Genomic DNA, 13,990 nt, shown 5'->3' on the forward strand with positions numbered 1-13,990 from the left:
GGGTGTAGCTTTGCCTCCGACACGCGTTGATTCCGCCCGCCGCGTCCTTCGACCCGGGCGGCCTCCGCATCTCCTCCCGAGACGTGTCATAGACTTGGCGCCCCTGCCCCGATCCGGGCAGGGGCGCCTTTTCTCGTGCGCCGTCTCCCGCGCATAGAGCGCTTCACGATCGCGTTGCAATCGCGAAGCTATCTAGGTTTTTGATTCTGCCGCATTTTCTTCGACGAGCCGGCATCCACCTCGTCGGAAAATGCTCTAGTGCGCGTCCGCCCCCGCCCCGCCCGGGCGCGGCCGGCGGATCATCGGCGTGGCGCAGGCCATCAGCACGAACAGCACGGTCAGGATCAGAAAGACGTCGGAGAAGCTCATCAGGAGGCCCTGCAGCCGCACGGTGTTCATCATGGCTTTCAGCGCCATGGCGTCCGGGTTGCCGGCGAGCCCCGAGAAGCCCTTGGCCATGCTGTCGAGGCGCTCCAGCACCATCGGGTTGGTCCAGGTGAAGCGCTCGTGCAGGCGGGCGAGGTGCAGATCCCAGCGGTCGTTGAGCGCGGTGTTGATCAGCGCCAGGCCCACCGCGCCGCCGAGGTTGCGGGTGAGGTTGTAGAGGCCGGACGCGTTCTTCATCCGGGCCGGCGGCAGGGTGCCGAGCGCGATGTTGTTGATCGGGATCATGCACAGCATCAGCGAGCAGCCGCGCAGCACCTGCGGCCACAGCAATTCGTAGAAGTCCCAATCCTTGGTGATGCCGGTGACGATCCAGGTGCCGGCGGCGAAGCCCGTGAACCCGATCGCCATCATGATCCGCGGATCGACCTTGGCCGAGAGGCGCCCGGCGATCGGCGCGGTGGCGAACATGCAGAGGCCCGAGACGAACATCGTCTCGCCGATCTGCAGCGCCGAGTAGCCGCGCACCCGGCCGAGATAGACCGGGTACAGGTAGGTCAGGCCGTAGAGGCCGATGCCCATGACGAAGCTGAACAGGCAGCCGCCGGCGAAGTTGCGGTCCGAGAAGGCGCGCAGGTCCACGATCGGCTGTTCGGCGGTGAGCGCCCGCCAGAAGAAGCCGAAGCCCGCGACCCCGCAGACGATGGCCGCGGCGAAGATCGCCTCCTCCTGGAACCAGTCGTGGGTCGGGCCCTCCTCCAGCACGTATTCGAGGCAGCCGAGGAAGGCCGCCATCAGGCCGAGGCCGGCCCAGTCGAAGCGCTTGAGGAGGTCGAGGTTCGGCTTGTCGAAATCGACCAGGAGGTAGGTCGAGACCGTGACGAAGATGCCCGGCACGATGTTGACGAGGAAGAGCCAGTGCCAGTTGAACAGGTCGGTGAGGTAGCCGCCGACGGTAGGGCCGATGGTCGGGGCGAGCGTCGCGACCAGCCCGATCATCGGCGAGACGATGCTGCGTTTGGACGCCGGGAAGATCGTGAAGGCCGAGGCGAACACCGTCGGGATCATGCCGCCGCCGATGAACCCCTGCAGGGCGCGCCAGAAGATCATCTCGCCGATCGTCGACGAGGTGGCGCACATCAGGCTCATCAGGGTGAAGCCGCCGGCCGAGATCACGAACATCCAGCGGGTCGAGAGGACCCGCGACAGGGTGCCGGACAGTGGGATCGAGATCACCTCGGCGATGAGGTAGCTCGTCTGCACCCACGGGATCTCGTCGGCCGAGGCCGAGAGGCCGGCCTGGATCTCGGCGAGCGAGGCCGAGACGATCTGGATGTCCAGGATCGCCATGAACATCCCGAACACCATGCAGACGAACGCCACCATGCGGCGGCGGTCGATCGGCGCGTCGGCGGGCGCGGGGGTCGCGGCCATGTCGGATAAGCCTGCTAGGGAAGAAAATGATCGAGTGTGCGGAGGCGTTTCCACCTCACAGGGTCATCCCGGGGCCGCGCAGCGGAACCCGGGATCCATAACCGCCGCCCTTGCAGGATGGAGCAGATCGCGTCCCGCCCCGTTCGGCGCCCTCGGCGTTTATGGATCCCGGGTTCTCGCCTTCGGCGAACCCCAGGATGACGCCGAGGGTGTCACGTCTGGTCCACGGGCTTCGGGGGCGCTCGTTTCCGCCTCAACGACCCGCCGTGCGCACCGCCGCCGCCCCACCCTCCGACACCGCCCGGTGCGGCTCGATCGGGGCCGGCGGCTTGGTCTCGTCGAGGCCGCGGGTATCGACCCGCACCACCACCGAGAGGCCCGGCCGCAGCAGGCCCTCGCGGGCGACCTCCTCGGGCACCCGCACCCGGACGGGCAGGCGCTGGACGATCTTGGTGAAGTTGCCGGTGGCGTTGTCCGGCGGCAGCAGGCTGAACACCGAGCCGGAGGCCGGCGACAGGCTCTCGACGGTGCCGAGGATGTCGCGATCGGGCCAGGCATCGACCCGGATGTGGACCGGCTGGCCGACCCGGACCCGGCCGAGCTGGGTCTCCTTGAAGTTGGCGTCGACCCGGGCGCTCTGGAGCGGCACGAGCGCGGCGATGCGCGAGCCCGGCCCGACATAGGCCCCGGCCTCCGTCGCCTTGTTGCCGATCACCCCGTCGAAGGGCGCGCGCAGCACCGTGAAGGACAGGTCGCGCTTCGCCCGGTCGACGGCGGTGCGCAATTCGGCGGCGAGGTTCTCGGCCTCGAGGGTCTGGGCCTCCAGCACCGCGACGTTGGCCTGGAGCGCGATCAGGTTGGCCTCGGCGCCCTTGACGGTGGCGTCCGAGCGGTCGCGGTCGGCCCGCGACTGCTCCAGGCGCGACTTGGCGGCGAATTCGGAGAGGGCGAGCTGCGTCTGGCGCTGGTAGTCGGCGGCGGCCCGGACCTGGTCGGCCTTGGCGGCGTCGATCTGGGCCCGTCCCTGCAGCACTTGGGCCCGGGCGGCCTCGGCCTGGCGGGCGATGCGGGCGATCACGCTCCCTTGCGTCGCCAGCTTGTCCTCGGCGGCCTTGAGAGCCAGGCGGTAGTCGCCGTCCTCGATCCGCGCGACGACGTCGCCGGCCTTGACCGCCTGGCCGTTCACCACCGGCACCGCCTCGAGGTAGCCCGAGACCTTGGCGGCCAGGGTCGAGATGTCGGCCTGGACGTAGGCGTCGTCGGTGGTGACGAAGAAGCGGCCGGTCGTCCACCACTCGTGGCCCGCCGAGGCGCCGTAGGCGCCGCCGCCGGCGACGAGGGCCAGCAGCACGAGGCGGCGTAAGGGGCGCTTGCGCGTGGCGGGCGCGCCCGCGGGCGGGGCGGGCGCCGGGGCCTCGGCCTGGGGAACCGCCTTGGTGGGCGCCTCGCCGGCGGGCCGGCCCTGCGCGTAATCGTCTCGAAACGCCATCGTCGTCATCCGTCCCAGCCGCGCCGACCCGAATCGCCCGATTCGAATCGCAAGATTCGAGTCGATTGACGGCTCTCGAACGGCCGCGATACTACGTTGACCGAACCGTTCGGTCAATCGATGCCGTGTGCAGCGCACACGCCCGGTTGACCCCGGCCTCCGCGCCCCCACAATGGCTCCGATCATGAGCACCGACTCCAAGACCGCCGATACCGCCGCCGAGACCGACAAGCGCCGCCAGATCCTGGACGGCGCCCGCGAGGTGTTCCTCGCCAGCGGCTTCGACGGCGCCAGCATGGGGGCGATCGCCAAGGCGGCCGGGGTCTCGAAGGGCACGCTCTACGTCTATTTCGAGAGCAAGGAATCGCTGTTCGAGGCGCTGACGATCGAGGAGAAGCGCAGCCTCGCGGAAAACATCTGCCGGCTCGACCACGACGACCCCGACATCGCCGCCGTCCTGCGCCGCCTCGGCACCAGCCTGATGGAGGCGATGGTCCGGCCCGACCACATCGCCTCGGTGCGGATGGTGATCGGTGCGGCGGAAAAATTCCCGCGCTTCGGCCGGGCCTTCTACGAGGCCGGGCCGCTGCTCGGCCGCACGCGGCTGCGGGCCTATCTCGACGCCCAGGTCGCCGCCGGCCGCCTGCGGGCGATGGATTCCGACCTCGCCGCCCGCCACTTCTTCGACCTCTGCGCCGCCACCACGATGCGCCGCCTGCTCTTCGCCGTCGGCGACCCGCCGACCGAGGCCGAGACGAGCTACTGGGTGGCGGAGGCCGTGCGGGTCTTCCTCGCGGCCTACGGGCCGGAGGGGCGGTAGCCCCGCTCCGCGTGCCGGGCGGCCAGCAGGGCCGCCTCCTCGCCCGCCGTCAGACCCGTGATGGGACCGCGGGTCGTCTCCAGCCAGCGCAGGGTGTCGCGGGCGGTCTCCCCCAGGGGCCGCACGCTCAGGCCCGCCGCCAGCGTCGCCGCGACGTCGCGCGACGCGTCGCCGATCGTGTCCGGCAGCGGGAGCGGCAGGGAGAACGGGCCGGATTCGTGCTTCACCCCGTGTCGGTCGAGGAAGGCCGGATCGACCCAGGCGTACCGGCACGAGGAGCCAAGGGCACTGGCGCAGCCGTCGAGGAAGGCGCGACGGGTGCAAGGCGGCCCGACCGCGTCGAACGGCCCGGCGAGGCCACGTTCCGCCGCGTGGACGATCCAGGCCGCGAGGTCGCGGACGTCGATCCACTGGACCGGATCGTCGGGCTCTGCCGGTGCCAGCACCTCCCCGCCCCGGGCGACCCGCGCGATCCATTACGAGAACCGCCCGGTCGGATCGCCGGGGCCGACGATCAGGCCCGCCCGGCAGATCAGGGCATCGCGGTCGAAGGCCCGCTCGCAGGCGACCTTGGCGGCCCCGTAGGATCCGTCGTCGGACGGCGCCAGGAGCGGCGCGGTGTGGGCCGTCTGCCCGCGCGTGGCGGTGTCGGCGTAGACGCTCGTCGTCGACACGAAGGTCCAGTGCCCGATCCGGCCCGCGAACGCCGCCAGCGCCCGCCGGACCCCGCCCGGGTCGCGCGCCACGTCCACGGCGGCGTCGAAGGTCTCTCCCGCGAGCGGGTCGAGCCCGTCCGCCCGGTCGCGGTCGATCGCCACGAAGCGGGCGCCCGGCGGGGCGTCGCCGGATCGTCCCCGCGCCGCGCAGGTGACGGCGTGGCCGCGCCCGACCGCCCGCGCGGCGACCGCCCGACCCAGGAATCGCGTGCCGCCGAGCACCAGCATCCGCATGCGCCGTCCCCGATCCGCCGGACCGTCCGGTCCCCGATCCCGTCCGCGCGGGTCCGCCGCTACGGCTCCAGCGCGCCGTAATCGTGCGTGTAGGCCCCCTCCTCGAACCGGGAAAAGCTCTGGCTCCAGCGGTGGCCGGGCCAGAGGTAGTCCACCCGTCCCTCGGCCGGCCGGTAGACCGCCGTGTAGGCGGTGGTGAAGGCCGCCTTGCGCGAGTAGAGCGGCGGATCGAAGAACCGCGCGGTCAGGCCGGCGAGCGTGGTCGAGGGATCGGCGAGGGCCTCGTCCAGCACCCCCTGGCGCAGGGCCGAGCGCGAGGCGGGCGAGGCCCGCTCCTGGTGGTTGGTGCAGGTGCGCTGGCGCGTCACCGCCGCCGCGCGCCGCGGCCCGAGGAAGACCGTGGCGTGGTCGCCGGTGCGGTCGAGGAGCGTGACGTTGTGGAGCTGCGTCGGCGGCAGGCCGCGCAACGCCTCGGTCGCCTCGGCCACCGAGCCGCAGGTCTCCAGGAGGTAGCGCAGGATCAGGATGATGGCGAAGCCCTCCCCGCGCCGGGCGATGCCGCCGAGGGTGCAGCTGACGACGAGCCCGTCGTCGTTCATCCCGTCGAGGCAGCCGCCCCAGGGGCGCTGCCCCATCCCGATCACCTGCCGGCCCGACCAGGCGGTGCGCTCGATCCGGCCGGTGATCGAGGTCAGCGGGTAGTCGTAGTTGCGCACGAGCGCCGGGCCGTCCTCGCCGAGCCACACCGCCTGGCTGCAGCCCTGCCGGTGGGCGGCGGGGCGGTAATGGCTGAGGATGCTGTGGGCGAGGTCGTCGTCGCCGACGAGCCCGCAGGCCGCGTCGTAATGCGGGACGAGCTCGGGCATGTGCCGGACGAGGGCGGCGCGGCAGGCCTCCGCCGGGAGCGGGGCGGCGGCGTCGCCGAGATACCACCGCGCGGCCTCGTCCCATCCAGCCCGGAACCGCGCGAGCCACGCCGCACCGGGGCGGTCCTCGCGATGGGCCGTGAAGGTCTTATGCATGGACGGCCTTCAGCATGGGGCGCCTCAGGAATCCTCCCGCAGCGCCTCCGCCACCCGCGCCTCCAGGATGTCGGGCCGGCGCAGGATCAGCGCGCCGCGGGTGCGGTCGACGAGGCCTTCCTGGGCCATCACGGTGAATTCCCGCGTCACCTGCTCGCGGCGGCAGCCGATGCGGGCGGCGAGCACGTGGTGGTAGGGCGGCGGGCTCACCGCCCGCTCGCCCTCGGTGCCGGGCCGGGGCGCCGAGAGGCGCAGCAATTCGGCGTAGAGGCGGTGGCGCAGGTCGAGGACCGCGTGCTCCATCAGCCGGGCGTTGAGCATCCGCACGCGCTTGGCGAGCAGCCGCAGCAGCTTGTCGGCGATCGGGGGCGCCGCGAAGACGATCTCGCGGAAGACCGCGGCCGGCACCACGCAGAGCTCGCCGCGGGTCAGCGCCGTGACGTTGGCCGAGCGGCTGACCCCGTCGATGGCGGCGAGCTCGCCAAAAAACTCGCCGGCCCGCATCTCGCCCAGGATCACCTCCTTGCCGGATTGCGTCCGGTTGAGGATCCGCACCTCGCCGGAGGCGAGCAGGTAGACGTCGGTCGAGGCATCGTCGAAATCGACCAGGATCTCGTTGGCGTCGAACCGCCGCCAGATGCAGCGCGATTCGTAGGAGGTCAGGTCGACGCCCGCGTCCTTGAAGAACGGAAACCCTGCGAGCCGACCCATCACATGCCCTCGACCCCGCGGAGGCGTCGCGGGTGTTGCTCCCGCGTTCTTAGCCCGGCGCGGCCGCGCTCGCCAGGGCGCGGGGGGCTCGCGCCGGGGTCATGTGCCGGGGATCCCGGGGCTTTTCCCGGGATTACGCCTTCACGATCGTCGCACCTGTGAGTCCATGGCGCGCCATGACGTTGCGGGTGTCGACGACGAGGCGGGCTTCGCGCGCCACCAGCCCGTAATCGACGCCGTCGTGGTCGGTGGCGATCAGCACCGCGTCGACGGCCCGCAGGGTCTCGGGCGTCAGGGGCTGCGAGGCCCGCCCGGCGAGCTCCGGGTGCTCGCGGGTCGCCGGCAGCACCGGCACCAGGGGATCGTGGTAGAGCGCGGTCGCGCCGCGCGCCTCGATCAGCCGGATGAGCTTCAGCGCCGGGCTCTCGCGGGTATCCTCGACGTTGCGCTTGTAGGCGAGCCCCAGCACCAGCACGCTCGCGCCCGAGAAGGCCCGCCCGGTGCGGTCGACGGCCGCCGCCAGGCGCTCGACCACGTGGTAGGGCATCCGCGTGTTGACCTCGCCGGCGAGTTCCACGAACCGGGCCGGCACGTCGAATTCCCGCGCCTTCCAGGCGAGGTAGAACGGGTCGATCGGGATGCAGTGCCCCCCCAGGCCCGGTCCGGGCTGGAACGGCATGAAGCCGAACGGCTTGGTGGCGGCGGCCTGGATCACCTCCCAGACGTCGATGCCCATCGCGTCGTAGACGAGCTTCAGTTCGTTCACGAGGGCGATGTTGACCGAGCGGAAGATGTTCTCCGTGAGCTTCACGGCTTCCGCCGCGGCGGCCGAGGAGACCGGCACGGTGCGCACCACCAGCGCGCCGTAGAGCGCTTCCGCGAGCGTGCGCGCGGCGTCGTCGTCCGCCCCCACCACCTTCGGGATGCGGGCGGTGTCGAACTCGCCGTTGCCCGGATCCTCGCGCTCCGGCGAGTAGGCGAGGAAGAAGTCGCGGCCCGAGCGCAGGCCGCCGGCCTCGAGGATCGGCCGCATCACCTCGTCGGTGGTGCCCGGATAGGTGGTCGATTCGAGCACCACGAGCTGGCCCGGCCGCAACCGCGCGGCGATGGCCCCGGCGGTGGCCTCGACGTAGGACAGGTCCGGCTCGCGGTGGCGGGTGAGCGGCGTCGGCACGCAGATCAGCACCGCGTCGGGCTCGGACAAACGCGCCATGTCGCCGGTGGCCTGGAAGGTGCCGGCCGCCAGCGCCGGGCCGAGCGCGTCGCCCGGGATGTGGTGGAACGCCCCCTCGCCCCGGTTCAGCGCCGCGACGCGCCCCGGATCGACGTCGAAGCCGAGCACGGAGAAGCCGGCTCTGAGGGCGGCGAGCGCCAGCGGCAGCCCGACATAGCCGAGGCCGACGATGCCGATCAGGGCCCGGCGCTCGGCGAGGAGCCGGCCGAGGGTCCCGGCGGGGGACGTCGTCTCGGAGGGGAGCGTCATCGCGGGTCCGGGCTCGGCGGTCAGGTCGGCTCTCATGGCTCCGCTTACACGGTGCGCGGGGCGGCGCTGTCAACACGGGGGCCTCACCCGTCTGCCCCTTGCCACCCGGTCGCGCCGCCCCCACAACGCCGCCATGCTCCGCGTGAACGACCTCACCTACCGGATCGGCGACCGCCTGATCCTCGACCAAGCCAGCTTCGCCCTGCCCGAGCGGGCGCGGGTCGGGATCGTCGGGCGCAACGGCGCCGGCAAGACCACCCTGTTCCGCATCATCCAGGGCGAGATCCCGACCGAGGGCGGCTCGATCGGCCTGCCGAAGGGCACCCGGATCGGCGGCGTGGCGCAGGAGGCCCCGGCCGGCCCCGAGACCCTGCACGCGGTGGTGCTCGCCGCCGATACCGAGCGCACGCGCCTCATGGCGGAGGCCGAGACCGCCGACGGGTTGCGCCGGGCCGAGATCGAGACCCGGCTCGTCGACATCGACGCCCATTCGGCTCCGGCCCGGGCCGCCGCGATCCTGCACGGCCTCGGCTTCGACGCGGAGGCTCAAAGCCGGCCCTGCTCCGACTTCTCCGGTGGCTGGCGGATGCGGGTGGCGCTCGCCGCCGTGCTGTTTTCCGAGCCGGACCTGCTCCTCCTCGACGAGCCGACCAACTACCTCGACATCGAGGGCACGCTCTGGCTCTACGACTACCTCGAGCGCTATCCGCGCACCGCGGTGATCATCAGCCACGACCGCGACCTCCTCGACACCTCCGTCGACCACATCCTCCACCTCGATCGGGGCAAGCTCACGCTCTATCGCGGCGGCTACACCTCGTTCGCCCGCCAGCTCTCCGAGAAGCGCACCCTCCAGGCCAAGGCCCGGGTGAAGCAGGAGGCCGAGCGCGCCCATCTCCAGAGCTTCGTCGACCGCTTCAAGGCCAAGGCGACCAAGGCGCGCCAGGCCCAGTCGCGGATGAAGCGGCTCGCCAAGATGGAGCCGATCGCGGCGCTCATCGAGGACGACGTGCCGGTGATCCACCTGCCGAGCCCGGAACGCGCCCTGTCCCCGCCGCTCGTCGCGATGGAGCGGGTCCAGGCCGGCTATCCCGACCGCATTGTGCTGACCGGCCTCAACCTGACGCTCGCCCCCGACGACCGGGTGGCGCTGCTCGGCGCCAACGGCAACGGCAAGTCGACCTTCTGCAAGCTCATCGGCGGGCGGCTCGATCCGCTCTCGGGCGAGGTACGGCGCTGGGGCAAGATGAACGTCGCCTACTTCGCCCAGCACCAGCTCGACGAATTGCGCCCGGCCGAGAGCGCCTACGCCCATGTCCGCGACCTGATGCCGGACGTGCCGGAGGCGAAGGCGCGCGCCGCGGCGGCGCGCCTCGGATTCCCCGGCCACAAGTCCGACACCCCGGTCTCGCAGCTCTCCGGCGGCGAGAAGGCGCGGCTCCTGATGGGGCTCGCCGCCTTCCACGGGCCCCACCTCCTGATCCTCGACGAGCCGACCAACCACCTCGACATCGAGAGCCGCCAGGCGCTGGTCGAGGCGATCAACGACTACGAGGGCGCCGTCATCCTGGTCAGCCACGACCGCTTCCTGGTCGAGGCCTGCGCCGACCGGCTGTGGCTGGTGCGCAACGGCACCGTGAAGCCCTTCGACGGCGACATGGACGATTACCGCCGCCTGGTGCTGGCCGGCCCCGAGGCCGAGACCGCCAAGGCCCAGGAGCCCACCGGCGGCGCCAAGGCGGTGGAGCGCCGCTCCAACGCCGAGCGCCGGGCGGCTTTGGCGCCGTTGCGCCGCAAGCTCGAGGCGGTGGAGGCCAGGATGGCCAAGCTCTCCGCCGCCATCGCCAAGATCGACACGGCGCTCGCCGACGGCACCGCCTTCCGCACCGACGCCGCCAAGGCCGGCGAGCTCGCCCGGATGCGGGCCGAGGCCGCCGCGGCTCTCGGCAGCGCCGAGGAGGAGTGGCTGGAGGTGAGCGGGGAGCTGGAGGCGGAGGCGTGACGGACGGGAGCGCTCCCCGGGGTACCGCCGGCTACGCCGCCGAGGCCGAGCGGCTGGTCTCGCAATACGAGAGCATCGCCTTCGCGGACATCCACGCGGCGATCCTGCCGCTGCTGCCCGCGCCCCCGGCCCACGTCCTCGACATCGGCGCCGGGACCGGGCGGGATGCCGCGGGCTTTGCCGCCCTCGGCTACCGCGTCACCGCCGTCGAGCCGACGCTCGCATTGCGCCGGCAGGCGGTCCTCCTGCACCCGTCCCCGCGGATCGACTGGCTGGACGACGGCCTGCCGGACCTCGCCGCCCTCTCCGGGCGCGGCGACAGCTTCGACGTCGTGATGCTCACCGCCGTCTGGATGCATCTCGACGAGGCCGAGCGGCGCTGCGCGATGCCGCGCCTCGCCGCCCTGATGCGGGTCGGCGGCGTGATGGCTTTGTCGCTGCGCCACGGTCCCGTGCCGGAGGGGCGGCGGATGTTCGACGTGTCGGCGGCCGAGACGATCGACCTCGCGCGCGGGTGCGGCCTGCGCTGCCTCCTCTGCCGCACGGACGACGACGCCCTGCTCGGGCGCCCCGGCGTGACCTGGGACCGGATCGCTTTCGTCAGGGAAGCGGCGCAGGGGCTTCACGCGCCCGAGGCGATCGCCTAGGGCGGGGGCCGATTCTCGTTTCCGGCCCGGGCTCCCCATGACCTCCCCCTCCTACGTCCTCTCCCTCTCCTGCACCAACGTCCCGGGGATCGTGGCCGGCGTCTCGGCCTACCTGTTCGAGGCCGGCTGCAACATCCTCGACGCGCAGCAATTCGACGACGTCGAGACCGGCCGCTTCTTCATGCGGATCGTGTTCAACCCGGTGCAGGGCGCGCCGGGGCGGGACGCGCTCGCGTCCGGCTTCGAGGCGGTGGCCCAGCGCTTCGGCATGGACTGGACCCTGCGGGACCGGGCCGAGCGGCGGCGCGTGATGCTGCTGGTCTCGCGCTTCGACCACTGCCTCAACGACCTCCTCTACCGCTGGCGCATCGGCGAACTGCCGATGGACGTCTGCGCGGTGGTCTCGAACTACCCGCGGGAGATCTACGGCGCGGCGGATCTCGCCGGCGTCCCGTTCCACCACCTGCCGATCACAGCCGACACCAAGCCCCAGCAGGAGGCCGCCCTGTGGCGCCTCGTCGAGGAGACCGGCGCCGAACTGGTGGTCCTCGCCCGCTACATGCAGATCCTGTCGGACGACCTCTCGCACAAGCTCGCGGGCCGCTGCATCAACATCCACCACTCGTTCCTGCCGGGCTTCAAGGGCGCGAGGCCCTACCACCAGGCGCACGAGCGCGGCGTGAAGCTGATCGGCGCCACCTCGCACCTCGTCACCGGCGACCTCGACGAGGGGCCGATCATCGAGCAGGACGTCGAGCGCATCTCGCACCGCGACACCCCGGACGACCTCGTGCGCAAGGGCCGGGACATCGAGCGCCGGGTGCTGGCCCGCGCGGTGCGCTACGTGCTGGAGGACCGGGTGATCGCCAACGGCCGCAAGACCGTGGTGTTCACGGACTAGAGAGCTTCACGATCGCGTTGCAATCGCGAAACTCTCTAAGTCTTTGTTTTGTCGCATTTTCTCCGACGAACCGGTTTCCACTTCGTCGGAAAATGCTCTAGGAATCGCGAGCCCGGGATTCTCCGCGAGCAGCCCGGCGAGCTTCTCGTCCTCGTAGCGCCCGACGTCGAAGCGATCGTCGTCGGGCAGCCGGGCCATGTAGCGCTCGGCCGATTCGGTGAGCAGGATCACCGGGCGCAGCTTTGCGACGAGGCCCCAGTCGACCTCCGCCGACCAGACGAAGTCGACGCGCCGGAAGGTCTCGGCGAGCATGCTGGTAAGCCCCAGGCCGCCGTAGCCCGAATAGGACGAGCCGAACACGAGCAGCGAGCGCGGATCCGCCGCCGGGTCACCGTTGCGGAACCCGACCCGCACGCCGGTGTGGAGGGCGAGCTCCGGGTGGGCTTCCGCCAGCCCGTAGAGGCGGCCTGCTTCCGCGACCCAGGCGGTCCGGCGGATCGCCCGGTAGGTCGAGGTCTCGGTCACCGGAAACTGCAGCTTCTCGCCGAGATCCATGCGGCGGGTCGCGGTGTGGGCCGGCCGCGTCTCCAGGAGGTCGGCGATCGGTGCCGCGCCGCAGGCCGCGCAGATCGCCCGGTAGGCGACGAAGGTGCCCTGTGAGGTCCAGTGCGTGTCGGTCCGGTAGTACAGCTCGGCCGCGTCGCGCCCGGCCCGGAGCGGCGCCAGCGCGTCGACCCACAGCCGGCGCCCCTTGGGCGACAGGCGCAGGAGCTGCCCCAGCCGGCGCGTCGGCGAGCGCGAGGCCCGGACCGGGCCCGGGCCGAAGAACTTGTGGTCGTAGACGCTGAGCTTCTCGGGCGAGGACAGGTGCAGGTAGCGGGCGTCGAGCCGCGCGGCCCTGTCGGCGCGGGCGAGCAGCAGCCGGCGCCAGCCCCGCAGCATGCGCCAGACCTCCGGGGTGTCGGCGTAGAGGTCCGCCGCCCGGTTGGTGCCGACGGTCAGAAACAGCCAGCCGTCCTGCCCGATATGGAACATCGCCGTCCTTCTCAGATCGCCGCGTGGTTCGCCTGGGTCCGGCGGCCGACCACCGCGTAGAGCGTGCGCATCCGGCCGGCGACCGGGCGGCGGTGATAGGCGATCCGCGTCTCGCCGAAGCCGATGACCTCGAGCCAGCGCACGACCGTCCGCGGCGGGATCTGCCACCAAGCCGCGAACGGGTTGCCCTGGCCGCTGCGGGGCAGGAAGGCCAGGGGGGCGTCGGCGCGCCGGTCCGCCAGCCGCTCGCGCCCGAACGGCCCGTGCCGGGGATCGCCGAGCCAGCCGTCGTCGACGAGCCGGCCCGGGTCGTACCACGGCCGGCGCGGCAGCATGCCGGTGACCACGGCGGTCTCCTGGACGAGGCGCAGCGCGCTGTGGAGCGCCCGGAACGGGTCGCGGACATGCGCCAGCGCCCCTACCACCGCGAGGTCGACGGGGCCGATCGCCTCGGGCAGAGCGCAGAGGTCGCCCTCGATCCGCTCGGCCCGCGAGCCCAGGGCGGCGTGGCAGTGGCGGTAGGCGCGGGCGATCCGGGCCTGGTGCGCGTCGAGGAGCGGCACCAGGTGGGAGGCCGGCAGGCCGTCGCAGAACGGCACCAGGTCCCAGTGCCGGCCCCCGGCCCGGTCGTAGGACACCACCTCGGCGCCCAGGGCCTCCATGGCGAAGCTGGTGAAGCCGCTGAGCGCGCAGGCGTCGAGCACCCGCCGGCCGCGCAGCTGCACATCGCCGAGGCAGGCGGCGAAATTCTCCCGCAGGTCGATCTCGCCCGCGAGCGTCCCCTGGCCGGGCAGGTCGATCGTGTGCGTGAGATGCAGGCCCTCGGAGAGGCCCGCGGCAGCGGGGTCGCGGTCCGACATGTCCCTCAAGGCGCCGATGGTGCGCGGGGCCGGTATCACGGCCGTTCGAGCCCGGCAAACCCTCGCGTCCCGATCGCCCAGGCCCGATGCCCTGGCGGCACCGGATCGAGGCCGGCTGCCGGTTCTGCGAAATTGTGCCGAATAAATAAGCTCAGAATGAAAGATAAGAGTACATTTCCACGATTTCTATTTTTATCTAGAAATAGATTTTCATATCGCGAGATTGACGAAATTTATCGTCGAATCATAAAT

General features: G+C 71.8%; 13 protein-coding genes. 4 read left to right on the forward strand and 9 right to left on the reverse strand.

Annotated elements, in window-relative coordinates:
* Positions 1 to 255 precede the first annotated feature (255 nt).
* The gene (locus tag BMX97_RS00760; RefSeq protein ID WP_091744437.1) at positions 256 to 1,818 is read right to left on the reverse strand and encodes a DHA2 family efflux MFS transporter permease subunit; all 1,563 of its coding nucleotides are present in this window, start codon (positions 1,816 to 1,818) and stop codon (positions 256 to 258) included.
* Positions 1,819 to 2,071: 253 nt separating this feature from the next.
* On the reverse strand, positions 2,072 to 3,307 hold the full coding sequence (locus tag BMX97_RS00765; protein ID WP_091744440.1) for an HlyD family secretion protein: 1,236 nt from the start codon (positions 3,305 to 3,307) through the stop codon (positions 2,072 to 2,074).
* A gap of 184 nt (positions 3,308 to 3,491) precedes the next feature.
* Between BMX97_RS00765 and BMX97_RS00770 the strand changes: the two genes are divergently transcribed.
* Positions 3,492 to 4,127: a TetR/AcrR family transcriptional regulator gene (locus BMX97_RS00770; RefSeq protein WP_244538211.1), complete on the forward strand. Its 636-nt coding sequence runs from the start codon at positions 3,492 to 3,494 to the stop codon at positions 4,125 to 4,127.
* Here BMX97_RS00770 and BMX97_RS33460 read toward each other — a convergent pair.
* The 5 genes from BMX97_RS33460 to BMX97_RS00790 form a co-directional block, all read right to left on the reverse strand.
* The gene (locus BMX97_RS33460; RefSeq protein ID WP_244538212.1) at positions 4,106 to 4,573 is read right to left on the reverse strand and encodes a Rossmann-fold NAD(P)-binding domain-containing protein; all 468 of its coding nucleotides are present in this window, start codon (positions 4,571 to 4,573) and stop codon (positions 4,106 to 4,108) included. The two genes, BMX97_RS00770 and BMX97_RS33460, sit on opposite strands and share 22 nt — an antisense overlap.
* A gap of 30 nt (positions 4,574 to 4,603) precedes the next feature.
* Positions 4,604 to 5,077: an NAD-dependent epimerase/dehydratase family protein gene (locus BMX97_RS33465; RefSeq protein WP_244538213.1), complete on the reverse strand. Its 474-nt coding sequence runs from the start codon at positions 5,075 to 5,077 to the stop codon at positions 4,604 to 4,606.
* 59 nt (positions 5,078 to 5,136) lie between these two features.
* A complete protein-coding gene (locus BMX97_RS00780; RefSeq protein WP_091744445.1) occupies positions 5,137 to 6,099 on the reverse strand; it encodes a C45 family autoproteolytic acyltransferase/hydrolase in 963 nt (320 codons plus the stop codon).
* Between the two features lie 24 nt (positions 6,100 to 6,123).
* The gene (locus BMX97_RS00785; RefSeq protein ID WP_060847844.1) at positions 6,124 to 6,810 is read right to left on the reverse strand and encodes a Crp/Fnr family transcriptional regulator; all 687 of its coding nucleotides are present in this window, start codon (positions 6,808 to 6,810) and stop codon (positions 6,124 to 6,126) included.
* A gap of 133 nt (positions 6,811 to 6,943) precedes the next feature.
* Positions 6,944 to 8,329: a nucleotide sugar dehydrogenase gene (locus tag BMX97_RS00790; RefSeq protein ID WP_280142780.1), complete on the reverse strand. Its 1,386-nt coding sequence runs from the start codon at positions 8,327 to 8,329 to the stop codon at positions 6,944 to 6,946.
* Between the two features lie 97 nt (positions 8,330 to 8,426).
* Between BMX97_RS00790 and BMX97_RS00795 the strand changes: the two genes are divergently transcribed.
* From BMX97_RS00795 to purU, 3 genes are read left to right on the forward strand one after another with little or no spacing between them, the layout of a single operon-like run.
* Positions 8,427 to 10,295 (forward strand): ABC-F family ATP-binding cassette domain-containing protein, encoded by a 1,869-nt coding sequence (locus BMX97_RS00795; RefSeq protein WP_091744447.1) that lies wholly within the window; start codon positions 8,427 to 8,429, stop codon positions 10,293 to 10,295.
* Positions 10,292 to 10,942, forward strand: coding sequence for a class I SAM-dependent methyltransferase (locus BMX97_RS00800; RefSeq protein ID WP_091744450.1), 651 nt, complete (start codon positions 10,292 to 10,294; stop codon positions 10,940 to 10,942). Before BMX97_RS00795 ends, BMX97_RS00800 begins: the two co-directional genes overlap by 4 nt.
* A 37-nt stretch (positions 10,943 to 10,979) precedes the next feature.
* On the forward strand, positions 10,980 to 11,843 hold the full coding sequence (gene purU / locus BMX97_RS00805) for a formyltetrahydrofolate deformylase (protein ID WP_091744452.1): 864 nt from the start codon (positions 10,980 to 10,982) through the stop codon (positions 11,841 to 11,843).
* 6 nt (positions 11,844 to 11,849) lie between these two features.
* Here the strand turns inward: purU and BMX97_RS00810 are convergent, their stop codons facing one another.
* Both BMX97_RS00810 and BMX97_RS00815 read right to left on the reverse strand, forming a co-directional pair.
* Positions 11,850 to 12,878: an alginate O-acetyltransferase AlgX-related protein gene (locus BMX97_RS00810; protein ID WP_091744454.1), complete on the reverse strand. Its 1,029-nt coding sequence runs from the start codon at positions 12,876 to 12,878 to the stop codon at positions 11,850 to 11,852.
* Between the two features lie 11 nt (positions 12,879 to 12,889).
* The gene (locus BMX97_RS00815) at positions 12,890 to 13,738 is read right to left on the reverse strand and encodes a class I SAM-dependent methyltransferase (protein ID WP_091744456.1); all 849 of its coding nucleotides are present in this window, start codon (positions 13,736 to 13,738) and stop codon (positions 12,890 to 12,892) included.
* Positions 13,739 to 13,990 lie beyond the last annotated feature (252 nt).

Origin of the sequence: Methylobacterium sp. ap11, from assembly GCF_900110515.1 — a bacterium.
Lineage (GTDB): Bacteria > Pseudomonadota > Alphaproteobacteria > Rhizobiales > Beijerinckiaceae > Methylobacterium > Methylobacterium ajmalii.